The sequence below is a fragment of the Arenibacter aquaticus genome, from assembly GCF_003957295.1.
In the GTDB taxonomy this organism is placed as follows: Bacteria; Bacteroidota; Bacteroidia; order Flavobacteriales; family Flavobacteriaceae; genus Arenibacter; species Arenibacter aquaticus.
Genome location: NZ_RQPJ01000005.1, coordinates 572,864 through 597,140, shown reverse-complemented (window position 1 = coordinate 597,140; position 24,277 = coordinate 572,864). Strand labels below are relative to the sequence as shown.

The 24,277-nt window shown below is 40.3% G+C and carries 14 protein-coding genes and 2 tRNA genes; 10 read left to right on the top strand and 6 right to left on the bottom strand.

Translation table 11 applies throughout. From position 1 onward, the window contains the following. Positions 1-15: 15 nt before the first annotated feature. The 6 genes from EHW67_RS11895 (at position 16) to EHW67_RS11870 (ending at position 9,541) form a co-directional block, all read left to right on the top strand. Positions 16-1,326 (top strand): amylo-alpha-1,6-glucosidase, encoded by a 1,311-nt coding sequence (locus EHW67_RS11895; RefSeq protein ID WP_126162587.1) that lies wholly within the window; start codon positions 16-18, stop codon positions 1,324-1,326. A gap of 404 nt (positions 1,327-1,730) precedes the next feature. Then, positions 1,731-3,335, top strand: a complete 1,605-nt coding sequence (locus tag EHW67_RS11890) for a sodium:solute symporter (RefSeq protein WP_126162586.1) — start codon at positions 1,731-1,733, stop codon at positions 3,333-3,335. A 10-nt stretch (positions 3,336-3,345) separates the two neighbouring features. Then, the gene (locus tag EHW67_RS11885; RefSeq protein WP_126162585.1) at positions 3,346-4,473 is read left to right on the top strand and encodes a glycerate kinase; all 1,128 of its coding nucleotides are present in this window, start codon (positions 3,346-3,348) and stop codon (positions 4,471-4,473) included. A gap of 270 nt (positions 4,474-4,743) precedes the next feature. Further along, on the top strand, positions 4,744-5,535 hold the full coding sequence (locus EHW67_RS11880; RefSeq protein ID WP_126162584.1) for an IclR family transcriptional regulator: 792 nt from the start codon (positions 4,744-4,746) through the stop codon (positions 5,533-5,535). A gap of 711 nt (positions 5,536-6,246) precedes the next feature. Continuing rightward, a complete protein-coding gene (locus tag EHW67_RS11875; RefSeq protein ID WP_238389910.1) occupies positions 6,247-7,383 on the top strand; it encodes a glycoside hydrolase family 117 protein in 1,137 nt (378 codons plus the stop codon). 340 nt (positions 7,384-7,723) lie between these two features. Next, complete coding sequence (locus EHW67_RS11870) at positions 7,724-9,541, top strand: DUF5060 domain-containing protein (protein WP_126162582.1); 1,818 nt, start codon at positions 7,724-7,726, stop codon at positions 9,539-9,541. 565 nt (positions 9,542-10,106) lie between these two features. On the opposite strand, the gene EHW67_RS11865 is transcribed toward EHW67_RS11870, so the two are convergent. The 4 genes from EHW67_RS11865 to mutS all read right to left on the bottom strand — a co-directional run bounded on the left by EHW67_RS11865 (position 10,107) and on the right by mutS (position 13,963). Then, positions 10,107-10,544 carry a GNAT family N-acetyltransferase gene (locus EHW67_RS11865; protein WP_126162581.1) on the bottom strand — a complete coding sequence of 146 codons (438 nt, stop codon included), beginning with the start codon at positions 10,542-10,544 and terminating at the stop codon, positions 10,107-10,109. 483 nt (positions 10,545-11,027) lie between these two features. Next, a tRNA-Leu gene (locus EHW67_RS11860) sits at positions 11,028-11,112 on the bottom strand. 31 nt (positions 11,113-11,143) lie between these two features. Next, positions 11,144-11,219, bottom strand: a tRNA-Gly gene (locus EHW67_RS11855). 167 nt (positions 11,220-11,386) lie between these two features. After that, positions 11,387-13,963 (bottom strand): DNA mismatch repair protein MutS, encoded by a 2,577-nt coding sequence (mutS, locus tag EHW67_RS11850; RefSeq protein WP_126162580.1) that lies wholly within the window; start codon positions 13,961-13,963, stop codon positions 11,387-11,389. 208 nt (positions 13,964-14,171) lie between these two features. On the opposite strand from mutS, the gene EHW67_RS11845 reads away from it, so the two are divergent. Next, on the top strand, positions 14,172-14,702 hold the full coding sequence (locus EHW67_RS11845; protein WP_126162579.1) for an RNA methyltransferase: 531 nt from the start codon (positions 14,172-14,174) through the stop codon (positions 14,700-14,702). A 196-nt stretch (positions 14,703-14,898) separates the two neighbouring features. Here EHW67_RS11845 and folK read toward each other — a convergent pair whose 3' ends face one another. After that, entirely contained in the window at positions 14,899-16,044 is a 1,146-nt protein-coding gene (gene folK, locus EHW67_RS11840; protein ID WP_126162578.1) for a 2-amino-4-hydroxy-6-hydroxymethyldihydropteridine diphosphokinase, read from the bottom strand. Between the two features lie 238 nt (positions 16,045-16,282). On the opposite strand from folK, the gene sppA reads away from it, so the two are divergent. Next, positions 16,283-18,043 (top strand): signal peptide peptidase SppA, encoded by a 1,761-nt coding sequence (gene sppA, locus EHW67_RS11835; RefSeq protein WP_126162577.1) that lies wholly within the window; start codon positions 16,283-16,285, stop codon positions 18,041-18,043. Between the two features lie 67 nt (positions 18,044-18,110). Here the strand turns inward: sppA and EHW67_RS11830 are convergent, their stop codons facing one another. After that, positions 18,111-20,189, bottom strand: a complete 2,079-nt coding sequence (locus EHW67_RS11830) for a DUF5723 family protein (protein WP_126162576.1) — start codon at positions 20,187-20,189, stop codon at positions 18,111-18,113. 135 nt (positions 20,190-20,324) lie between these two features. On the opposite strand from EHW67_RS11830, the gene EHW67_RS11825 reads away from it, so the two are divergent. Both EHW67_RS11825 and EHW67_RS11820 read left to right on the top strand, forming a co-directional pair. Then, positions 20,325-21,047, top strand: coding sequence for a queuosine precursor transporter (locus EHW67_RS11825; RefSeq protein WP_126162624.1), 723 nt, complete (start codon positions 20,325-20,327; stop codon positions 21,045-21,047). Positions 21,048-21,430: 383 nt separating this feature from the next. Next, a complete protein-coding gene (locus EHW67_RS11820; protein WP_126162575.1) occupies positions 21,431-24,178 on the top strand; it encodes an AsmA family protein in 2,748 nt (915 codons plus the stop codon). Positions 24,179-24,277 lie beyond the last annotated feature (99 nt).

Below are 24,277 nucleotides of genomic sequence, written 5' to 3'. Positions count from 1 at the left end.
TACAATGTCTATTTTATGAGCGAAAATTTAATCAACAGGGCCATTGATATTTTGGATGCCAATTTTCAAGATGGTGGTTTTACCATTCCAAGTAAGGGCCTATATCCTTTTCAGTGGAAATGGGATTCTGGCTTCATTGCCATTGGCTTTGCACACTACGATATTATAAAAGCAAAAACGGAGATAAAAACATTGTTGGAAGCCCAATGGGACAACGGGTTTATTCCTCACATTGTTTTTCATACCGAAGATGACTCTTATTTTCCAGGAGCCGATTTTCATAGGTCCGATCTGCACTCAAAATCATCCAAGAAGTACAGGTCTACTGGAATGACACAACCACCGGTAACAGGATTTGTGTTGCAAGAAATGTACCGTACTGCAGAGAATAAGGAAGATATGCTTCATTTTATCAAGGAACATATAGATAAGGTGTACCAAAACCATATTTATTTCTATGAAAATCGGGACCCACATAATGAAGGTCTTGTGTACATCTATCATAATTGGGAATCCGGGACGGACAATTCCCCTGTATGGGATGATATCTGGAAAACCATGAGCCCACCAGAATATACTTTTGAACGAAAGGATACCACCCATGTAGATGCCTCTCAAAGACCATCCAAAAGGGAATATGATCATTATTTGCACATTATTGAGATTGCAAAGGAACATCATTATGACGATGCAAAAATTGCTGAACTATCTCCATTTTTGGTACAAGATCCACTGTTTAACGCTATTCTTATAAAGTCCAATGAGGCTTTATTAGGTCTCTATGAGTTAATTGGTGGTCATGAAACAGAAAAAGAGCAATTACAACGATGGCAGGAGAAAAGTATCAGTGGGGTTAACAGTAAATTGTTCGATGGGGAATTAGGGGCCTATGTTCATTATGACCTAAGGAACAATATTCCAATTCGCCACCTCTCCTCGTCTTCCTTTTCCCCACTTTTTGCGGGTATTCCAAATCAGGAAAGAGCAAAGGTGGTAGTGCAGACCATGTTGGATAGGTTTGGGGGGGACGATAAATACCTCTGTGCTTCCTTTGATCCCACCAATGAAAGGTTCAATCCCAGAAAATATTGGAGGGGCCCTGTTTGGATCAATATGAATTGGCTGCTTTATTATGGACTCAAAAGGTATGGTTTTATGGAGACCGCACAACGTATAAAAGACGATTCCATCGAATTAATTGAACGTGATGGCTTTTATGAATATTTCGATTGTCGCAAGGATACGGGTGAAGAAAACAGAAAAGGCTATGGAGGTGGTAATTTCTCCTGGAGTGCTGCTCTCTTGATAGACCTGCTGAAGAATTAAAAGTTAAGGCCTAAAATGGATTGGAAAATAAAGGAGTAAAAAACAGAAAGTGATTATTGCGTCTATGACCTTTTAATGGCTGCTAGTATAGAATTACATCAACTATTGGAGAACTATTTTATATGGTAGGTATAGTCAGTAATTATGCAAAAACGGGGTGTTTAGTACTGCTCCGTTAATTAAAAAGTCTCTATAGGGCGGGACGATGTGATTTTAGATAAAGATTCCCCCTCACGTTCAACCGCCCTGGAGACCATAATAAGAATGTCACTTGTGAAAATATGCATTATATTAAAAATAATAGTTTAATGGTAAGGCCGTATAAGATTGATTCTTGTATAAGTGTTATCACTAAATAACTGGAATTGGGAACTACCATCCAATCTTAAAAGTGGTTTAAGCGTATGAATTATCTAGATTATATTGTTATCGTGGTTTACCTGGTCGGTTTTTTGGGACTGGGGTTTATTTTTAAGGAAAACAACACTTCCGGAGACTATTTCCTGGGAGGAAGAAAGACTTCTTGGTTGCCTCTGAGCTTGTCTGCAATGGCTACACAACTTTCTGCCATAAGTTTTGTGTCGGCACCAGCTTTCGTTGGCTTAAAACAGGGTGGAGGGATGCAATGGCTGACCTATGAGTTTGGAGTGCCTTTGGCAATGGCTTTTTTATTAATAGCACTGTTGCCCACACTCTACAAATCTGGTATTGTTAGTGTGTATGAATATTTGGAAAAGCGTTTTGACGCCTCATCAAGACTTTTGATCAGTTTTGTTTTTCAGATAAGCAGGTCTGTGGCAACAGGAGTTATGGTATATACCATGGCCTTGATACTGCAGGCCACCATTCAATTGGACTTTTGGATCTCAATATTGATTATTGGTGTTATTACTATGATCTATTCTTTTCAAGGAGGGATGAAGGCTGTAATCTGGGGCGATGTAATTCAAATGAGTATTCTTTTTCTAGGGATAATTATTTGTTTGTTTTACGGTTTCAGTGAATTGGGAGGGGTGGATAATTTCTTGACCCATGTGGATAAGGACCGTATTACAGCAATCGACTTTGGTAAATGGGGTTTTAACAATGCAGATGGTAATGACGAATTTGGATTTTGGCCCATGGTAATAGGTGGATTTTTTCTTTACGCTTCCTACTATGGTACCGATCAGACTCAATCACAGCGGTTATTATCCTCCAGCAGTATGCCCAATTTAAAAAAATTGATGATGGCCAATGGTTTACTTCGATTTCCATTTACGTTAACCTATTGTATTATGGGGCTTGTGTTGGGTACCTTATTGATTCAGGATGTTGGTTTTCAGGAGCAGATGGAAAGCGTTTACCAAGCTAATATTTCTTCATTGGAAGGGAAGAAGGCAGATTTGATGGTACCAGTCTTTATTATTAAGTATTTGCCCAACGGTGTTATTGGTATTTTAATAGTAGCTATTATGTCCGCTGCCATGTCTACCTTAAGTTCAACGGTCAATTCCCTATCTGCTGTTACCATGGAAGATTTTGTAAAGCGTTTTAAAACAGATCTTCCTGATAAAAAATATGTAACACTTTCAAGGTTGTTATCCATTTTTTGGGGGCTTGTATGTTTGTTCTTTGCTTTTTTTGCAGGGAATATAGAAGGGACGGTAATCGAAGTAATAAATAAAATTAGTTCGGTCTTTTATGGTCCAATATTAGCGGCATTTATTTTAGCCATACTAACAAAGAGGGTGCATGCTCTTGGAGCGAATATCGGAATCGTGGCAGGAGTATTGTTCAATATTTACCTCTGGTTGAATGTTCCGGAGATATTTTGGTTTTGGTGGAACGCATTGGGCTGTCTTGTTACCATATTGATAGCCTTTACCACAAGTTATACCATTAAAAGAAAAGTCAATCAAGGTTTGGAAGTGGTCTATTATGCAGGTAAAAAAGAAGTGGCTATCTTGGTAGGGTATTTTGTGGCAATTGTTCTTTTTAGCGTGTATTTGCCAAATTTTTTAAATTAAACCTTTATCCATGAAATTTGTAATAGCGCCCGATAAATTTAAGGGGTCTCTCAGCGGCTTTGAATTTTGCGAAGCCGTGGAAGAAGGGCTCCGTATGGTCTCCAAAGATGTTGAAATTGTTAAGAAGCCTCTTGCCGATGGGGGGGATGGTACCATAGATGTTGTAAAACATTACATAAACGGGGAAAAGGTTTTCTTTGAGGTCAATGATCCCTTCTTCCGTAAGGTTATGGCATCCTATTTATATGCTCCAAAAAATAAAATAGCCTATATAGAAATGGCGGAGGCGTCGGGACTTAAGCTACTGAAGGAAGCCGAAAGGAATTGCATGGAGACTTCCACCTTTGGTACAGGGGAACTTATAGCTGACGCTATTGGTAGGGGAGCAGAGGAAATTATATTGGGTATAGGCGGTAGTGCAACCAATGATGGGGGCATGGGTATGGCGAAGGCATTGGGCTATAGATTTTTGGATGACAACGGGGAAGAATTGAAACCTATTGGGAAAAACCTCTCTGCGGTAAAACATATTGATGCCACCAAGGCGAACGCTAAGTTATCTACTGTTACTTTCAAGGTAGCCTGTGATGTAACCAATCCCTTCTATGGTCCACAAGGTGCAGCAAAAATATATGCGGAACAAAAAGGGGCTTCTCAAGAAGAAATAGATAAACTTGATAAAGGACTCATGAACTTCGCCCAGCTAATTCTCCATAAATATGGGATAGACTTACAGTCAACCCCTGGTTCCGGTGCCGCAGGAGGAATTGGGGGCGGGGCCATTGCTTTCTTGGATGCCGAACTAACTTCTGGTATAAATTTAATTATGGAATTGGCCAATTTTGATGAGGCCATAAAAGGAGCCAATTGGATTATAACAGGGGAAGGGCAACTGGACGAACAAACACTATCGGGCAAAACTATGGATGGGGTCATTTCCGCAGCCCAAAAGTACACTATTCCCGTAGCGGCATTCTGTGGGTCTGTGAACCTCTCTGTGCAACTTCAAAAGGAATTTGGACTTGCTTATGTAATCTCTATATTAAGGGGTGTTTCCAACCTACAGCAGGCTATGGATAGTAGCTATGACAATCTGGTGAACGCCAGTTATAATTTTGGGAATATCTTGAGTAAATAGAAAGATCACCCCAAGATTTATAATCGTTTTGGGGCCAGGAAGTTTCATAGGTTTTTATTGGGGAGGGGATCAACCTGTCTGTCTCCAAAAGGGCATGGTCCTAAAAAATAATGTCCCACCCTTGCTTTATTTTGATTTTAACCCATATGGCGTGGTATTGTTTGGTGAAATGGAAAACACAAAGCCCTAACAGGGAACATATCGTCTTAGCCTTATCTGTGTTTCGGTTGAATAAATAATATTAATTTAGCCCCAAATAGATGGTACGCTATGAAAAAGGAAAAGGCCGATTTGAAATCAACTTACAATGTTCCCAATTTGGAAAGGGGCCTATTGATTATAGAGCTGCTGGCGACAAAAAGTAAGGGGTTGACCTTGGCCGAAATAACGGAAACTCTTTCTATTACAAAGTCCAGTGCATTTCGTATTGTAAGTACCCTTTTGTTCCGTAATTATCTGCAAAAAAATGAAACTACAAAGAAAATAACCCTGTCCCGTAAAATGCTGACTTTGGGGATCAGCGCCATGACCGAACAAAGTTTGGTAGAGATTTCTATAGATGTCATGAGGGCCCTAAGGGACGAGCTGAAGGAATCTGTTATGTTGGGCGTGCTTTTGGGGTCTAAGGGTACCATTCTGGAGCAAGTTCCTTCTTCCCACCCTGTGAAACTGTTTGTGGAACCCGGTACGCAATTCAGCCTGCACAGTTCCGTTGGGGGCAAAAGCATTATGGCATTTCTTTCAGAGAAGGAAGTTGATGATATTTTGAAAGGCAAAACCTTGACTAAATTTACGGAAAATACCATTGTTTCAAGAGATGAATTTAAGTCCGTGCTCAATAAAGTTAGGCAACAAGGCTTTGCTGTAGATAATAGTGAGGATATAGAAGGTATTAATTGTGTAGGCGCCCCAGTATTTAATGAATATGGCTATCCCGTGGCTGCACTTTGGATAACGGCCCCATACGGGAGACTGCCAGTAAAGGAGTTTGAAAATAAAGGAAAAGTGGTGGTTAAATATGCCAAGGAGATTTCGGCCAAACTGGGCTATTTAACCCAGTAGAACAGTTTCCTTTTCAAGATAAGACGTTGCAATTATATTTTCTTCTTTATAGAGTTCGGTCAGCATAAGATTCAAAGGCGGTTTAATAGACTAGTGGACACATAACTTTTTAGTTTGGGGCAGTAAAATTCCAACACCTTTTACCTCCTCTTCAATACTATTTACTTATAGGTGTTGGGTACATGAGCGGTTTTGTGTTTTATCCTCTATTACCTTTTTCCATATTTTAATGCCTGCATTGCTGACTATTTCAATTTATGAATGTTATCAGAAATTTTAGCAACTTCATTGATATGTTGTTTTTTTAGTTACATTTGTTTCAAATAAAAAACTAGTTTCATATTTGAAACAATTAAAGGATAAAGTACGATGGCTAATTGTAGTTTAACGTGTAGCTAGGTTCTAGGTAAACTGTTCTGTATGGAATACACTCCGTCTGCCTTTTTTTGTTATACAACTGGGTAAGAAGTAGGCTGGTTTTAAGGTTAAAAGGAAAGGGTTCTTAGTCCAGTTTGATTTTTGCAATATTTTAAATTATGCATGATATATGGTCTGTATTTTTTTAAATAAGCAATACGGTATTTAAAAATTTAATTCACCAAAAGAGCAATAATTGTAATGAGAAAACTTACATATGTCTTCATTTTAGTAGTAAGCGTATTGGTATTGGCCTGCAATAATCAGAACCGTACGTCCTTAAGTAAAAGTGACATGGACAATAGGGAATCTAAAGTAGGGGTCAGTGATGCCCAATTGGAAAAGCTGGGGATCACAGACCCTAATCATTTAAGTGCAGCATCAAAAAGGGCCTTACAGTGGCCTACTGATTTGGGTAATGATTGGTTTATAGAATTTGGGCCCTTACAGCCCTTAAAAGGGGATCTTGCTTATGAGGAGGGTGTAGTGCGGCGCGACCCCAGTGCCATGATCAGGGAAAATGGGAAGTATTATGTATGGTATAGTAAGAGTACCGGACCTACCCAAGGTTTTGGTGGGGATATTGAAAACGATAAGGTGTTTCCTTGGGACCGTTGCGATATTTGGTATGCTACCTCCGAGGATGGCTGGACATGGAAAGAGGAAGGCTTGGCCGTGCCCAGAGGGGAAAAAGGGGAGTATGACGATCGTTCCGTTTTTACCGTGGAGGTGATGAAGCATGAAGGGATGTATTATTTGTGCTATCAAACAGTAAAGTCGCCCTATAACGTACGTGTTAAGAATCAAATAGGACTGGCTTGGTCCAACTCTCCCAACGGTCCTTGGACCAAGAGCAAGGAGCCAATTTTGAGTCCTGCCGATAACGGTGTCTGGAAAGGGGAGGAGCAGAACCGTTTCCTAGTAGAGAAGAAAGGTGATTTTGACAGTCATAAAGTCCATGATCCCTGTATACTTCCTTATAATGGAAAATTCTATCTGTATTACAAAGGAGAGCAGATGGGCGAGGAGATTACCTTTGGAGGGCGTCAAATTAGACATGGGGTCGCCATTGCGGACAACCCCAAAGGGCCTTATGTAAAATCGCCATATAACCCTATAAGTAATAGTGGGCATGAAATATGCGTATGGCCGTACAACGGTGGTATTGCTTCTTTGATCACTACAGACGGACCGGAGAAAAATACCATCCAATGGGCGGCAGACGGTATTAATTTTGAAATTATGTCGGTCATTCCCGGAGTAAGGGCCCATGCCATAGGACTTAATAGGGATGCCGATACCGAAAAGGAACCTACAGAAATCCTAAGATGGGGACTTTCCCATATCTATAACAACGGAGATTATCAGAGTATTATGCGCTTCTCTTCCAGAAGAAAAACAACGCATACGGCAAAAGGGGAATCAAAATAAAAAAGAAATCAAAAAAAACTAAGGCAACAGTATAGCAAGAAAATAAGACTTTATGCTGTGGTTGCAAAAAAATAGTGCAGCCGGCAGCGAAGTGGCAGTGTATTAAAATAGACTATTTAGGCATCTTTAGCACACCCATTGCTCATTTTCAGGGGATAAAGGGCAAAGGGGACAAAATCCCCCAAATAATTGGTCTTGGGATGTATGGTACTATGGACAGTGTTGGTAAGGGGTTGCTGATCAACGTTTTTTAAACCAAAAATTTTATTGCGGACAATGAATCCTATAGCAGTTTTATCCCTATATTCAATACCTAAACCAAAAACCACCAATCTGTTTTATGAAACTTAAGAGATCCTTCCTTATTTTAACTACAGTTCTAATTTTCTTATTCCAAAATATAGCTATCGGACAAAAAGTTTCCGGAGAGCTAAAAAAATGGCACAAGCTAAGTCTTCAATTTGAAGGGCCCAATACCTCCGAAGGGGCAGCGTACAACCCTTTTCTGAATTATCGTTTAAATGTAGTGTTTAAGCATACTAGTACTGGGAAAACATACCTTATTCCCGGGTATTATGCTTCTGATGGCAATGCAGGGAACAGCGGGGCTACGGCAGGGAATATTTGGAAAGTACATTTTGCCCCTGATGAAATTGGGGAATGGACCTATGAGGTGGACTTTAAGAAAGGGAAATGGGCGGCCGTAAGAAATTCTACCAAATTGCACAGTGCAGAATATATGGACGGAGCAAGGGGTACCATTAGAATAGCCGAGTCCGATAAGAGCGGTCGCGATTTTAGGGGAAAGGGCCGATTGCAATATGTAGGTGAGCGCTATCTTAAATTTGCCGGAACGGGGGAATACTTTCTAAAATGTGGTTCCGATGCCCCGGAAAACCTATTGGCCTATGATCAGTTTGATGGAACCTTCCACAACGACGGGCATAAGGATGATTTGGTAAAAACATGGGAGGCCCATCGGCAAGATTGGAAAGAAGGCGACCCTAGCTGGAAAGGAGGAAAGGGCAAGGAGTTGGTAGGAGCCATCAACTACTTGGCGTCAAAGGGCATGAATGCATTTTCCTTTCTTACCATGAACATTGCAGGCGATGATCAGAACGTATTCCCCTATGTAGATTATGATACCTATGATCGCTTTGATACCTCAAAATTGGATCAGTGGGAAATCCTTTTTGAACATGCCGATAAATTGGGGATGTTCCTGCATTTTAAAACTTTGGAACACGAAAATCAAGGCTTGTTGGACAATGGTGGTACCGGTTTATATACCAAGCTCTACTATAGGGAGCTTATTGCACGTTTTGGCCATCACCTTGCACTTAACTGGAATCTGGCCGAGGAAACGGGTGATTGGACCGCAACGCCACCTACTTTTCCCCTTGATTTGGAGGAACGTATACGTCTCGCCGAATATGTAAGTTCTGTTGATGCGTATAAACATCACATCGTAATACATAATGGAGAATGGTTTGATGGGCTGTACGGTCCCGATTCCAAATTTACCGGAGCTTCCTTGCAAACGAACAAGGCCGATTTTAGCAATGTTCATAAATCGGTCCTTAGAATTTTACATGCTTCCAAGGAAGCAGGAAAAGTTTGGGCGGTGGCCTGTGATGAACCGGGAGATGCCCAGCATTCCCTCATTACGGATGAGGAGGATCCAGAACACAATGATGCAAGAAAAAATGGTCTATGGGGAGCCATGATGGCCGGGGCCTGGGGAACGGAGTGGTATTTTGGATATAAACACCCTCATTCAGATCTCAGTTGTCAGGACTTTCGTTCCCGAGACCTTTTTTGGGACCAAGGTCGTTTTTGTTTGGAATTCTTTATAAACAATAAGATTCCGGTTTGGGAAATGCAATCCAACGATTCCCTTATTTCCTCTGAGGGCGACTATGTACTGGCTAATTCAGGAAATACCTATGTAGTATATCTTAAAAATGGAGGGGAATCCACTTTGGACTTGGGCCAGAACGGGGTGACCTATGAGCTTAAATGGTATAACCCTAGAAAAGGAGGAAAGCTGAAACAGACCAAGATAAAGACTATCTCAGGGAATGGGAAACAATCCTTGGGGCTGCCACCAAAAGAAAAAAGCCAAGACTGGGTGGCGCTTTTGACGAAGAAGATCTAGGGTGAGCGCTGAATTTTAAGCACTTGGGTGTTTAGTTGATAGTAATATAAATTACTGCAAAACCAGTTGTTAGATAAGATTTTTTTACTTGGGGCGGCAATTAATTCACTACGTTTGGTGAGTCCCCATCTAACATTTCGATAGTGGAAAAGCTTGTCAAACACTCCGCTTAGATTTTGACTGGCAAAGGCTAAATATCTGTGGTTTATCCCTGCAATCTAAGTGCAAGGTATTGATACAACTTTTATCTTTAGCCTAAGCTGCCATAATATTTGGTACCATGAAAAATGCAAAACCTAAAATGAGCAGGATGGAAAGACTAAAACTCCAAGCGTTCAAAAACCACTTGGAGAAAAAGAACAATAGCGTAGAATTAAATTCAGTACCACCCACAGGGATGGCACCAAAGCCTTAGAGAAGTTATTTTTTGTTGTTACCTTAGGTAGTATAGAAATAATTAGACCGTAAAAGTGGGAAGACGATTACTGAAATATAAAGTCCACTTAGAGTTTTTTTTGTTTAATAAGTTCTCAAGTGTATCTCTATGTTTTAGCCTAACCAAATATCATTTTTTCAATCGCATTTCCAAATAGGGATTGGTAAATCCCAATTTTTCATAAAGTTGCCTCGCCGGATTCCCAGCTTCTACATGTAAGGAAATATCCCCTGAGGCATAATCAATTACTTTTTGCGTCAGTTTTTTACCCAGTCCTTGACCTCTGTAGTCTTTGTGCGTGGCTAAGTATACCAGTATATTTTCAGGGATATAGCCTTGCATACCTGTTTTATTGACAACGGTAGCCCCAATGATTTTTTTATTTTCTGTGATTAACATAGTAAAGCCTCCAAATGAAATAAAGTCTTTGACGGAATATTCAATTGCTTTCTCAATATCCTTCTTAGGGTCTCCATACTCCTCGAGGTGGGTATGGAGGAAATCTACAATCTCTTTTTTTTCGGTATCCAATGGTTTGTTATGGGGGTCGAATATTTTTATATTCATTATAAATTAATTATTCTGTTATTGATTTAAAGATGGATGGGGACCCATCCAGTACCATAGTCTTTTCGCATGAAACACTTAGAATACTAGACCACCAAACTAAGCCTCTTAAGGGTTTTATGCAATTGTATACGAGGCTACATTTACCTCACTTCATTCAATGAATCATAACTGAAGCTGTTCATAGTGGAAAAGTAGGCATATTATGCTGCATTTTTGTTTTGCCTCTTATGCTCATATAAATTTGGCTCAGCGCTGAAAACAAAAAAGCCCCGATCTAAGGATCAGGGCTCTTCCACTCATTTGTACTCGAGGCGGGAATTACCTCACTTCGTTCGGTGTGTCCCATTCGAAAATTTTGATAAGAAAAGACCAGTCCTTATAGGACTACAATTTTTGTTCCTTGCATTTTTACTCATATAATTTTGGCAAAAATTAAGGCACAAAAAAACCAAAGCTTTCACTTTGGTCTTTCTTCATTTGTACTCGAGGCGGGACTTGAACCCGCACGGCCATAATGGCCATTGGATTTTAAGTCCAACGTGTCTACCAATTCCACCACTCGAGCCTAGCTGCTCAAGGCAGTAGACATGTTACCATGGAGCGAAAAACGGGATTCGAACCCGCGACCTCCACCTTGGCAAGGTGGCGCTCTACCAACTGAGCTATTTTCGCATTATTTGTAATGAACATAACATCCTTTTCAGATGCGGGAGCAAATTTAATATAATTCTATAAAAAGCAAAGAACTTTTTTCTAAAAAGAATTAAAATAATTCTAATGTGCGCAAAGTGAATAATTTAGGGGACGCCTTTTATGATTCATTTGATATGGTGACTGCCCTAGGCATTTTTCTTTTTTGAGAGCAATCGCTTTATTTCATTCAGTTTCATTAATGCCTCTACTGGGGTTAAGGTGTTGATATCCAAATGGATAATTTCTTCCTTTATCTGTTCCAATAGTGGGTCGTCCAAATTAAAAAAGCTGAGTTGCATTTCGTTTTGTACCAATTGCAATTTATCGGACAACTCTTCGCTAGAATGCGATTTTTCCAGTTTCTTAAGGATTTTGTTCGCCTTGAGTATTACCTGTTGTGGCATGCCGGCCATTTTGGCTACATGTATACCAAAACTGTGCTCACTGCCCCCAGGGGTCAATTTTCGCAAAAAGAGCACATTGTCCTTAAGCTCCCTGACCGATACATTAAAGTTTTTAATACGCTCAAAAGTGCTGGTCATCTCATTTAGTTCATGATAATGCGTAGCAAACAGCGTCTTGGCCTTGGCAGGGTGCTCATGCAGGTATTCTGATATGGCCCAGGCAATGGATATGCCGTCATAGGTGCTGGTACCTCGACCAATTTCATCCAACAACACCAAACTCCTGTCTGAAAGGTTATTGAGGATAGAGGCCGTTTCATTCATCTCCACCATAAAGGTAGATTCGCCCATGGAAATATTGTCACTGGCACCTACACGTGTGAAAATTTTGTCTACATAACCAATTTTGGCCGAACTGGCCGGTACAAAACTGCCCATTTGGGCCAGTAGTACAATCAAGGCTGTTTGTCTTAATATGGCCGATTTACCACTCATGTTGGGTCCGGTGATCATAATGATCTGTTGCTCGTCCCTGTTTAGGGTAACGTCATTTGCTATATAGGCCTCGCCCAATGGCAATTGTTTTTCTATTACGGGATGCCTGCCCCCTATAATTGAAATTTCAGTGGAATCGTCCAACTCTGGGGAAGTATAATTGTTGTCCTCAGCCAGTTGGGTAAAGCCACAAAGGCAGTCTAGTTGGGCTATTTGATTGGCATTGTTTTGGACAGGGGCTATGTACTCCTGCATCCATACCACTAGTTGGGAGAAGAGCTGCTGCTCCAAGATTAGAATGCGCTCCTCGGCACCCAATATTTTGGATTCGTACTCCTTAAGCTCTTCGGTGATATAGCGCTCTGCATTCACCAAAGTCTGCTTTCGTATCCATTCTTCCGGAACCTTGTCCCTATGGGTGTTCCTAACCTCTATATAATAGCCAAATACGTTGTTGGAAGCAATCTTTAGGGAGCTGATACCTGTACGTTGCATCTCACGCTCCAGCATTTTGTCCAAATAATCCTTGCCCGAAAAGGCAAGTTTGCGTAGTTCGTCCAGTTCCTCAGAATAACCATCAGCAATTGTTTTGCCCTTTAGAATGTTTACAGGGGCCTCTTCGCAGAGCATCTCCTTGATCTTGGTACGGAGCATGTCGCAGGTATGCAATTGATCGCCGAGAAGGTTAAGGGCTTCATTCTTGCTTTTTATGGTAATTTGTTTAATGGGAACGATGGCCTCTAGGGAATTTTTGAGCTGCACTACCTCTTTGGGATTGATCTTTCCAGTGGCTACCTTGGAGATCAATCGCTCCAGATCACCCATCATTTTTATATTGTGCTGTAATTTTTGCAGTACCTGTTTATTCTGGGATAAATGGGAAATGACCTGATGCCTTCTTTTTATCTTTTCTACGTTTTTTAAAGGAAGGGCCAGCCACCTTTTTAGCATCCTCCCACCCATAGGTGAAATGGTCTTGTCTATTACATCCAATAGCGTAACAGCATTCTGATTGGTGCTGTGGTACAGTTCCAGGTTTCTTATGGTAAACCTGTCCATCCAGATGTATTCTTCCTCGGCTATGCGTTGTAACGTATTAATGTGCTGTAATTGCCGGTGTTGGGTATCCGAAAGGTAATGCAATACCACCCCTGAGGCTACAATTCCGTAGCTTAAATGGTCTACCCCAAACCCTTTAAGGCTTTTGGTCTTAAAATGGCCGGTAAGCGTCTCTAGGGCATAGTCATCCTGAAAAATCCAATCTTCGGTAAAAAAAGTGTGGTAATTTTGGCCAAAAACCCTTAAAAACTCCTTTTTTTGGGTTTTGGATACCAATACCTCGTTGGGGGAGAAATTTTGGAGCAATTTATCTATCTGTTCCTCGTTGCCTTCTGAAGTAAGGAATTCCCCGGTTGAGATATCAACAAAGGAGATGCCCAGTCTTTTACGTCCAAAATGGACGGCACATAAAAAATTGTTGGTCTTGGCAGATAAAATATCGTCATTCATGGCAACCCCAGGGGTTACCAATTCTGTAACGCCACGCTTTACTATGGTTTTGGTAAGTTTGGGGTCCTCTAGCTGATCGCAGATGGCGACCCGTTGCCCGGCTTTTACCAACTTTGGCAAATAGGTGTTTAAGGAATGGTGCGGAAAACCTGCCAATTCCGTACGGTCGCCCCCATTGTTACGATGGGTAAGTATAATACCCAAGATCTTGGAGGTCTTAACGGCATCTTCCCCGAAGGTTTCATAAAAATCCCCAACACGGAACAATAACAAGGCATCAGGATATTTCACCTTAATGGTATTGTACTGTTTCATTAAAGGGGTTACCTTTTTTGTTTTTCCTTTGTCAGCCAAAAGCGATTATATTAACTTATTTTTGCAATCCTTTGTAAAACAACGAAAGTAAGGTTTATCTACTGGAAAGTACAGTATTGTTGATATTTTGGGGATAACTTTATATGTCTCTCGCCTTATTTTGAAGGGCTTTGTAACTGTTGTGGAAATAAAAATTAATTGGTATCAAATGCGTAAATTAGAGAATAGTGAATTGGGACGTCTCAATGTGGAAGAGTTTAAGCAGGTAGAGAAAACGCCTATTTGTATTGTGTTGGACAATGTACGGAGTCTAAACAATATAGGGTCTGTGTTTAGAACGGCAGATGCCTTTTTAATAAAGCGCATTTATTTGTGTGGTATAACAGCGACACCTCCCCATAAAGATATTCATAAGACGGCTTTGGGCGCAACAGAGAGTGTGGAATGGGAGTATAGGGAGGATACGGTACAATTGCTAAAAGAATTAAAAGAATCGGGATATATCGCCCTGTCCGTTGAACAGGCCGAAAATGCCCATATGTTAAACGATTTTCGGGTAGAATCAAACGCAAAATACGCTCTGGTCTTTGGCAATGAGGTAAAAGGAGTTTCACAGAACGTAGTGTCTATGAGTGATGGGGTTTTGGAAATTCCCCAATACGGTACTAAACACTCCCTGAATATTTCGGTAAGCGTTGGGGTGGTGGTCTGGGATCTATGGGCCAAAATGCAATCCTAAATTGCGGATAGAGTACTTCAACGAATAAACCCAACCGTTGTGGTTGGGTTTGGCAAATATAGTTTGAGTTAGTTAGTTGAAACTATAAAGTCCTTTGTGTGTAATTTCTAATTCTAGATATAACTCAAAAGGACTTTGTTGCATGCGCAAGTAAATAAAATGATTTGTTCTGTGCAAATAAAATGTGAAAATTATCTTAAAATGAAAGCCCAACGGCAAACTCCTGAATCTTGTGCAGTATTACTTCATAATCGTCACTGCTGGCCACAAAATCCAGTTCGCTAATATCTAGAACCAGGTTGTTTTGTTGGGGGAAACTCTTAATGTAATCCAAATACCCCTTATTAATGTTTTCCAGATATTTGGTTTCTATGTTCTGCTCGTAACTTCTTCCTCTTTTCTTTATATTTTGCAGTAAACGCTCTGTATTTTGGTATAGGTAGACATACATCTTTGGTTTTTTTACCTCTTTGTACATAAGGCCAAAAAGCTTTCGATATAATCTAAATTCCTCTTCCTGCAAGGTTACTTTGGCAAATATCAAGGATTTGTTGATATCGTAATCGCTCACCATAAAATTCTTGAAAAGGTCAAATTGTGAGGTGTCGTCCATAAATTGCTGGTATCTATCAGCTAAAAAGGACATTTCCAAAGGAAAGGCATAGCGGTTTTTATCTTCATAAAATTTTGGCAGGAAGGGGTTATCGGCAAAGCGTTCCAAAACCAATTTTGCATTAAAATCCTGCCCTATTTTATGGGCCAAGGTTGTCTTTCCTGCACCTATGTTCCCTTCTATGGCGATATAATGTAATTGGGAAAAGAGTTGTAGTCTTGTAGCGTATAATTTATATTTGGTCCGCGTAATAGCGCTAGTGTCCTTGCATTCTTGTAGTAGATTTCTCGTGTCTTTGTTTAGGATTGGATGATAGAACTGTGGTGCTATGTCTGCCAAGGGCCTTAGAACAAATCTCCGCAATTGTAAATGCGGATGGGGTAGGGTAAGTGAATCGGTATTTAATACTTCCCTATCGTAGTACAATATGTCAATGTCCACTGTACGGGAGGCATAACCTTTTGAAGTGTTGCGTTCCCGGCCCAAAGTTGTTTCCAGTTCCAGCAATTTTTCCAATAGGGCCTCTGGTGAAAGGGATGTTTTTACTGCTATACAGGCATTGTAAAAATCCTCGCCATCAAATCCCCAAGCCGGGGTTTCATAGATATGTGATATCTTCTCCACCCGTCCAATTTTGGATTGTATTAAAAATACAACCTCCTGTAGGTGGTTAAGTTTATCCCCAAGATTACTTCCTAGGGAAAGATATGTGGTTACCGTCTTATTCATAAGAGCGGGCAAAGTAAATAAAAGAAATCAAATACATAAAGGAAAAACTTAAAACACTGGCCAATTAATATTAACTGTAGTTTGGCTTGTAGTAAAGCTTATATGTTAGCCGTTTTGAAGGGGGAATTCTTGTTCTTCCCTATAGTGGCCAGTTAAGGACAGTATATTAATAAATAATTACGAGTTCATGACTTGGACAATCCTTATCTTTGTGAGTTATAAGTAATATGTATTTGGAATGAAATTTTTAAGAAATTTATTGGCGGCAATTATAGGTTGTCTAATTGCCTTTGGGATCATGTTTGTGATGTTTCTCATATTTGCTGCCCTGATCGGAAGTGGTGAGGAGACTGTGGTGGTGAAGGATAATACTGTTTTGGAGCTGCAGTTGCAAACGCCTATCCAAGATTATATGGGAATGGATGATTCCAATCCGTTTGCCGGACTTTTTAATGTAAATCAAGGATTGGACGATATTCTACATGCTATAAGGATTGCTAAGGAGGATGACAGAATAAAAGGGATAAGTCTAAAAAACAATATTCTTATGGCCGGTTTATCCCAAACGCAGGCTATTCGTGAAGCATTGTTGGAATTTGCCGAAAGCGGTAAATTTATTTACGCTTTTGGGGATTATTATACCCAAAAAGATTATTATCTGGCCAGTGTGGCCAATAAGGTATTCCTTAACCCTGTTGGTGCCCTGGATTTTAAGGGGCTTTCTACCGAAGTCCTTTTCTTTAAAGACCTACAGGAGAAGTCGGGAATTAAGATGGAGGTAATACGTCATGGTAAATATAAGAGTGCGGTAGAACCGTTTTTGGCCAATGAAATGAGTGACGCCAACAGGGAGCAGATTAAGGAATTATTGGAGAATTTATGGGGTTCCATGCTCACCGATATTTCTAAAAGCAGGGACATCCCTGTTGATAATTTGAACCAAATAGCCGATACCTTGGGTACTAGAACCAGTAAATACGCAACCTTGTCCGGTTTGGTGGATGAAGCTCTATATTTTGATGAATATGAAGCCTTGATAAAGGAAACCCTTGGGGTAGAACAGGATCAGGAAATAAACTATGTGCCTATTTTAGATTATATAGGGACTTCCAAAAGAAAGAAGGTCTATAGTGGAAGGGATAAGATTGCCGTAATCTATGCTCAGGGGGAGATATGGTACGGTGAAGGCGGCCCCAATATTATTGGTCAGGGAATAATTAATAATGCCCTAAAAAAAGCGAGGGAGGATGAGGAGGTAAAGGCTATTGTGGTCAGGGTAAATTCCCCGGGGGGCAGTGCCTTGACTTCGGATATTATTTGGCGTGAAATAGAAATTACAAAAAAGAGTAAACCAGTGGTGGTTTCCATGGGCGATGTAGCGGCTTCGGGAGGCTATTACATTGCGGCGGGAGCCGATAAGATTTTTGCAGAGCCCACTACCATTACCGGATCTATTGGGGTTTTTGGAACCATTCCCAATATTAGCCAATTGGCGGAGAATATAGGAATCAATGCAGAACAGGTGGGGACCAATAAGAATGCCGTGGAATATTCACTTTTTGAGCCTATGAAGGATAACTTTAGAACTAATGTAAAGGAAGGAATAGAGGAGACCTATCGTATCTTTTTGGAAAGGGTAGCCCAAGGAAGAGGAATAACCATGGTCCAGGCCGACAGCCTTGCCCAAGGTAGGGTATGGAGTGGGGTAGACGCCAAGCGTTTGGGCTTGGTAGATGAGTTGGGTGGCTTGGATGACGCCATTGCTGGGGCAGCTAATTTGGCAGGCTTGGAGAATTACGGACTTAAAAAATTGCCCAAATATAAGTCAGATTTTGAGCAGCTGATGGAAGATCTGGGTGGGGCTAGCGCCAAAAGTAAGCAGGCCATTATTGAGCAGGAGATTGGTTTTGAGGCCTATACAATTTTAAAAGAGATTAAAACCGCTATGGAAAACAAAGGGGTTCAGGCCAGAATGCCCTTTACGCTAAGAATCAAATAAAACTTGGACATAAAAAAAGAGACTGCCCAAAATAGCAGTCTCTTTTTTTATCCAGAACTTAGGATGTTTACTTCACCAAGTTGATCTCTACCCTTCTGTTTTGGGCGCGACCATCTTTATACATATTGGTGGCAATTGGTTTACTTTCCCCGTAGCCAATAGATGTTAACCTTTCGGGGTCTATCCCTTTTTTAATAAGGAAATTCTTTACGGCCAAGGCTCTTTCCTCGGATAGCTTCTGATTTGCAGGAACGCTACCTATACTATCTGTATGTCCTTCTACGGTGAATTTGGCATTGGGATATTCGTTAAGTATGCTAATGATATCTACCAATACATTTGTGGAAGCAGTTTGTATGGTGGACTTTCCAAAATTGAACAAAATGGTTTTGGCGTATTCGTTCAATGTTTTTTGAACCTCTATGGTCACCTCGGGGCAACCGTTGTTGGCAACTGTTCCTACAATTTCTACACATTCATCCTCCTTGTCCAAAACTCCGTCACCATCTGTATCGGGCCAGGGGCAGCCATTGTTTTCTACCGCTCCGGCTTCTTCAGGGCAGTTGTCATCCTTGTCCAGGATACTGTCCTTGTCCGTATCTTCCCAAGGACATCCTTTATTTTCTATAACACCAGCTTCCTCTGGGCAATTGTCGTCCTTGTCCAAAACCTGATCCCCATCGGTATCGGGCCATGGGCAGCCATTGTTTTCGGCAGGACCCACAACATCCGGGCAGGCATCTACCTTGTCCATAACACCATCACCATCCTTGTCTTTGGGCCTGTTCTGGTAAATAGGGATTTTTAATCCGGCATATACATCCGCCCCTTTAGATTCATCACTGGTCAATACCGTAATAATGGATCCTGAACCTATGTATAACGGTCCGGCCCTAAGGCCTGCGCCCCATTGTACACCTATGTTTTCAATGTAGCTAATTGGAGAATAGAAACTAAACCATTTGCTCTCGAACCTTGGGGTAAGAGAAACAATATTGGCTATGCTGTTGGTGTTGGTCTTACTTTTGGAAGTTAGTGAAAGGTCAGTGTTGAGGTTGGCATAAAAATGATTGTTAATATTCCAATCCGCATTAAAATGCAAGGCTGTTGGCAATACCGCCTTGGCCGAGTTGCCAGACCTGATCTGAGTATACAAGTTGTTTAGCTTGTCCTCAAAACCCTCTTCGTTTTCAAAATCGTCCTGGTTTATGGAATTGGTTATGTCATATGCTTCCTCAGAGCCGTTTTTATAGTTAAGACTGCCCAAGTCGGTCAAGGATAGGCCAAACTTAAGTTTATATTTGTTAATGTCCTTTGGGGCATAAGTGTTGCCATCTGCATCGGTTGTGGTATAATCTGCATAATTAGGACGCCACTCGTATACAAAACCTAGATCGGCTCCAAAGCCATCCGCACTTTTTTCAAACTCATAGTTCTCAAAATCATTGGTTATATTGGAGCTGTTACCATAGGATATTTCCCCTGTAGATTCAATACTACCTGTGGTTCCGGAACCATCGGCATCGTAATCTATAGTAATGTTTTTTCCGCTAGAGTAGGCATTGCCATACCCCATAAGGTATTTAAGGGTAAGTCCTCCCTTTATAAAGTGCTGATCTTTGTTCAAAAGAACGGTAGCAAAGGTAATTCCCGTTTCGGCCCAAGCGTGACTACTAAGTTCATAGTCGCCCTCGTTTACATTAAAATCCACATTCTCGTCAAACTCGTCCGATATATTCTCATAGGTTTCCCCATTAATGTCATTGGCATTAAAAAACACCCTTGCCCTTGTAAAAACTGCCAGGGAGCTGCGGGGGCTAACATTGAACATAAAAGACGGACCAAGGATATCGGCGTTTCCATAAGCGTTATTGGAATTCTTGGGCGATTTTAAACCGTCATCGTCAAAACTAAAATCTTCTTCAAAGATATCCTCTAATTTAGCTCCGTAATAGTCGTTGCCAATGATGGCACTGGCCCCAATAAGGTTTATGTCGGTTTTAAATCTGGAATCCGCAATGTTGGCCGGATTGTATAGTAGTCCGTGAACCCCGTTGTAGTTGTCGCTATGGTACCCTATATAGGATTGGGCATTAACGGCGGCGGCCATTAAAATTAGAAATGCTGCTAAAGTAGTTTTCTTCATTTTTAAGTTAAGTTTTCAATTTTGTTGTTATTCAATTCTTGTTCCCTAAATTTGATGCCTTTTAAACGCATGCGTTTAAGAAACGATATAAAAGAGTTTAAAGTATACAATGTTAAAATTTTTAATGAAAAATTAATGTACAAGGTTTTAAAGGAAGAGGATAAAAAGTTGGCGTTTAAAATCTATCTCTATTTGGGCGGACTTTTTATTACCTCCTTGGTGGTGTCCAACCTTATTTTTCAAAAATTTTTCTATTGGAAACCTTTCGGGGATATTGAAGTTTTTGGAGCTCCATTATTCGAAATTTCCGTGGGTATTTTGCCCTACCCTCTTACCTTCCTTATCACAGACCTTATATCGGAGATCTTTGGGAGGAAAAAGGCAAACCAAATTGTAACCGCTGGAATATTTGCTTCATTTTTTTCTATGGGAATAGTATTGTTGGCCAATGAAGTGCCTGCAATACCTACTTCGCCAGTCAATGATGAGGTGTTTAACCATGTTTTTGCGCTTTCGCCCATTGCCGTTTTTGCTTCTATGTTGGCCTATCTTTTTGCCCAGTACGTAGATATTGGGATTTACCATTTTTGGAAAAAACTGACCAATGGGAAACAACTGTGGTTGCGTAATAATTTCTCTACCTTCCTTTCACAGTTTATAGATACGTTTACTGTTGTAGGGCTACTATGTATTTTTCAAATTTTGCCCTGGGAGATGTTCTATGGTTTGGTTATAAGCGGATTTGTCTTTAAAGTGATTGTGGCGTTTTTGGATACCCCCTTGCTCTATTTTTTCGTATATCTTTTTAGAAGGCGATTTAATTTAAAAGTGAATCAGGAAATTGATCTTGTGGCATAATAATACATTTTTTACTGTTCTTTTTCAAGAAGCCAAGCGCTATGCTGAATTTTAAAGTTATTGGGTTAGGCACCAGCTGTTAAGCAATACTTGTCTACTGTGTTAAATATTGTTTAAACTCGGTGTGAATTTTATTTTGGCTAGCCTATTTATCGTAGAATTGCGTCAAGATTTTAATGTATAAGTTCAATAAACATAGCTGGTTTTAAGTATTATTGGGCAAATAGTGGTCACCCCAGAATTATTGACTTGGGGAATGACCAGGGTTAATGGCCAATGATCAAGTGGAATGTATAAAAAAGTTTGGGAGCAAAATACGGATATGTGGTGTCCCTATAAGGTTAATTTGGCCGGTGGGAATTAAAACATTTAAATAATAAGAGATGAAAAAAAGAATTCTAAAGATTTTTGGCGGTGTTTTTTTAGTAATAGTATTGGTATTGATTGCTGCCCCTTTTTTTCTAAAAGGTAAGATATCGGACATTATCAAGAACAAGGTGAATAGTAGTATTAAAGCCGAATTCGATTTTTCCGAGGCCAGTCTTGGCTTTTTCAGCAGTTTTCCAAATGCAACGGTTACCCTGGAGGGGATAAGCTTAATAAACAAGGCCCCCTTTGAAGGGGATACTCTTTTTGCAGCAGATAAGATAGCTCTAAACATGTCTGTAATGGAACTTTTTAAGGATGCTTCCCAACCCATAGCTATTAAAAGTTTGGAGGTAGACAGACCACTTGTAAATATAACTGTGGATAAAGAGGGCAATGCCAATTATGATATTGCTGCGGAAGGGGATAGTGCTACTTCGGAAAACACCGATACAGCCTCTTCACAAGGGGAGTTTACCCTTTCTATGGAATCCTATGGTATAGTTGATGGAAGTGTTGTTTATGACGACCTTTCAACTGGTATGTCTTTCACTCTTGCCGAAATGAACCACATGGGAAAAGGTGACCTGTCCTTGGAAAACTCTGAATTGGATACTGAGACTTCTGCTTTGGTATCCTTTGTAATGGACAGTACGGATTATCTGAAAAGGAACCCGGTGAAATTGAAGGCCCTTATAGGGGTGGACCTAAAGGAAAATAAATATTCTTTTTTAAAGAACGAGGCCATGGTAAACCAACTGGCGTTGGTTTTTGATGGGTTTGTAAAAATAAATGAGGATAATCAAGAGGTAAACATTAGCTTTAAGACGCCTTCATCCGACTTCAAGAATTTCTTGGCGGTAATCCCGGAAACCTATTCCAAAAATATAGAGCAGGTAAGTACAACGGGTAATTTCACCGTTTCAGGGGAGTTTTCCGGTATTGTGGATGATACCCATATTCCTAAATTTAAAATAGATATCAATTCCGATAATGCTTCTTTTAAATACCCAGACCTGCCAAAGTCGGTTAGAAACGTATTTATAGATACTGAAATCTCCAATAATACGGGTATTACGGAGGATACTTATGTAGATATTCGTAAGCTGTCTTTTATGATAGAGGAGGACAAGTTTAATATGGTTGCAAAAATAACCGAGCTCCTAGGCAATACCAAGGTCGTGGCCGAAGTGGATGGACAGATGAACCTAGCCAATATCTCCCAGGCCTATCCAGTGCCTGCCGATTTGGATTTAAAGGGATTATTGAGTGCGGATATTAGTAGTAGCTTTGATATGGCCTCCATAGAAAATAAAAGATATGAAAATACCAAGACCAGTGGTACGTTAAACCTAAGGGAATTTGAATACAAAACCGATGAAATTCCCAATCCTGTTATTTTAAAATCCACTGCAGTAACCTTTAATCCTACAACGGTGACCTTAAGCCAACTTCAGGGTGCTACGGGTGAAACGGATTTTGATGCCAAAGGAACTATAAACAATCTCCTAGGGTTTATGTTCAACGATGAAAAAATAGAGGGGAACTTTAATTTAAATTCCAACACTTTTGCCGTGAATGATTTTATGGTGGCAGAAGAAACACCCGAGGAGGGAACAGCTAATAAAGAGCAAGACAATGGGGGGGCTGTAGCGGAAAAAATTAAGATTCCATCCTTTTTGGACTGTACCATAAATGCTTATGCCAATACGGTAATCTATGACAACCTTACCCTTAAGGACGTTAAGGGAAGCCTGCGTATTAAGGATGAAAAGGCAATTTTGTCCAATATGACATCTTCTATCTTTGACGGTAAATTGGCATTTAATGGGGAAGTGTCCACTAAAGAGGCCAGCCCTACCTTTGCCATGAAGTTGGGGATGGAAAGTTTAAAGATTGCTGAGACCTTTCAGGCTTTGGAAATGTTCCGGACATTGGCTCCTATTGCTAAAATTTTGCAAGGTACCTTAAATTCCGATGTGGTGGTGTCAGGGAATTTGAATGATGACTTTACCCCAGATTTAAATACTATTTCAGGGAATATATTGGCCCAACTCTTAACAAATAAAATTGATGTAAACAGTGCTCCCTTACTATCTGAATTGGACAGTAAATTAAATTTTTTGGATTTGGAGAAATTAAGCCTAAAAGACTTGCAGACGGTGTTGGCCTTTGAAAATGGTATGGTCCAGGTTAAACCATTTACCGTGAACTATCAGGATATTGCTATAAATGTGGCGGGTAGCCATACCTTTGATCAGAAACTGAATTATACCGCTACCATAGAAGTTCCTGCCAAATATCTGGGCTCTGATGTAAATAATTTAATTGCCAGAATAGATGAGCAATCCTTGGAGAACTTAACTATTCCGGTAACCGCCAACATTGGAGGGGCATATACCAGTCCTACCGTTACTACCGACCTAACATCAGGTATTAAAAATGTAACGGCAGAGCTAGTGGAAATTGAAAAGCAGAAGCTTCTCAATAAAGGCAAGGATAAGGCTAAGGACTTCATTGGGGAACTGATTACCAAAAACCAAAAGGCTACTGACTCTACCAAACAAGAGAACCAAGAAACTACTAAAGGTGTTATTGGCGGTTTGCTTGGAGGAGGAAGCAAAAAAATGGACTCAACAGGGGGAGCAGATTCTGCCGATCTAAGTAAAAAAGAAACACAGAAAGAAGTGGCCAAGAAAATTTTGGGTGGATTGTTTGGGAAAAAACAAGAGGAAGAGACAACAAAAGAAGATAGTATTCAATAAAAGTAGCTGCTAAATTTTATAGCGAAACTGGAATTAAGGGGAGTATTTTGTGGTTCTTCCTATATAACTTTAGGGGATAAGATATAATTAAAGTTCCCA

Bases quoted from the DNA above. Each gene is read 5' to 3' on its own strand.
- EHW67_RS11895 (WP_126162587.1), top strand. From the start codon at position 16: ATGAGCGAAAATTTAATCAACAGGGCCATTGATATTTTGGATGCCAAT.
- EHW67_RS11890 (WP_126162586.1), top strand. From the start codon at position 1,731: ATGAATTATCTAGATTATATTGTTATCGTGGTTTACCTGGTCGGTTTT.
- EHW67_RS11885 (WP_126162585.1), top strand. From the start codon at position 3,346: ATGAAATTTGTAATAGCGCCCGATAAATTTAAGGGGTCTCTCAGCGGC.
- EHW67_RS11880 (WP_126162584.1), top strand. From the start codon at position 4,744: ATGAAAAAGGAAAAGGCCGATTTGAAATCAACTTACAATGTTCCCAAT.
- EHW67_RS11875 (WP_238389910.1), top strand. From the start codon at position 6,247: ATGGACAATAGGGAATCTAAAGTAGGGGTCAGTGATGCCCAATTGGAA.
- EHW67_RS11870 (WP_126162582.1), top strand. From the start codon at position 7,724: ATGAAACTTAAGAGATCCTTCCTTATTTTAACTACAGTTCTAATTTTC.
- EHW67_RS11865 (WP_126162581.1), bottom strand. From the start codon at position 10,544: ATGAATATAAAAATATTCGACCCCCATAACAAACCATTGGATACCGAA.
- mutS (WP_126162580.1), bottom strand. From the start codon at position 13,963: ATGAAACAGTACAATACCATTAAGGTGAAATATCCTGATGCCTTGTTA.
- EHW67_RS11845 (WP_126162579.1), top strand. From the start codon at position 14,172: ATGCGTAAATTAGAGAATAGTGAATTGGGACGTCTCAATGTGGAAGAG.
- folK (WP_126162578.1), bottom strand. From the start codon at position 16,044: ATGAATAAGACGGTAACCACATATCTTTCCCTAGGAAGTAATCTTGGG.
- sppA (WP_126162577.1), top strand. From the start codon at position 16,283: ATGAAATTTTTAAGAAATTTATTGGCGGCAATTATAGGTTGTCTAATT.
- EHW67_RS11830 (WP_126162576.1), bottom strand. From the start codon at position 20,189: ATGAAGAAAACTACTTTAGCAGCATTTCTAATTTTAATGGCCGCCGCC.
- EHW67_RS11825 (WP_126162624.1), top strand. From the start codon at position 20,325: ATGTACAAGGTTTTAAAGGAAGAGGATAAAAAGTTGGCGTTTAAAATC.
- EHW67_RS11820 (WP_126162575.1), top strand. From the start codon at position 21,431: ATGAAAAAAAGAATTCTAAAGATTTTTGGCGGTGTTTTTTTAGTAATA.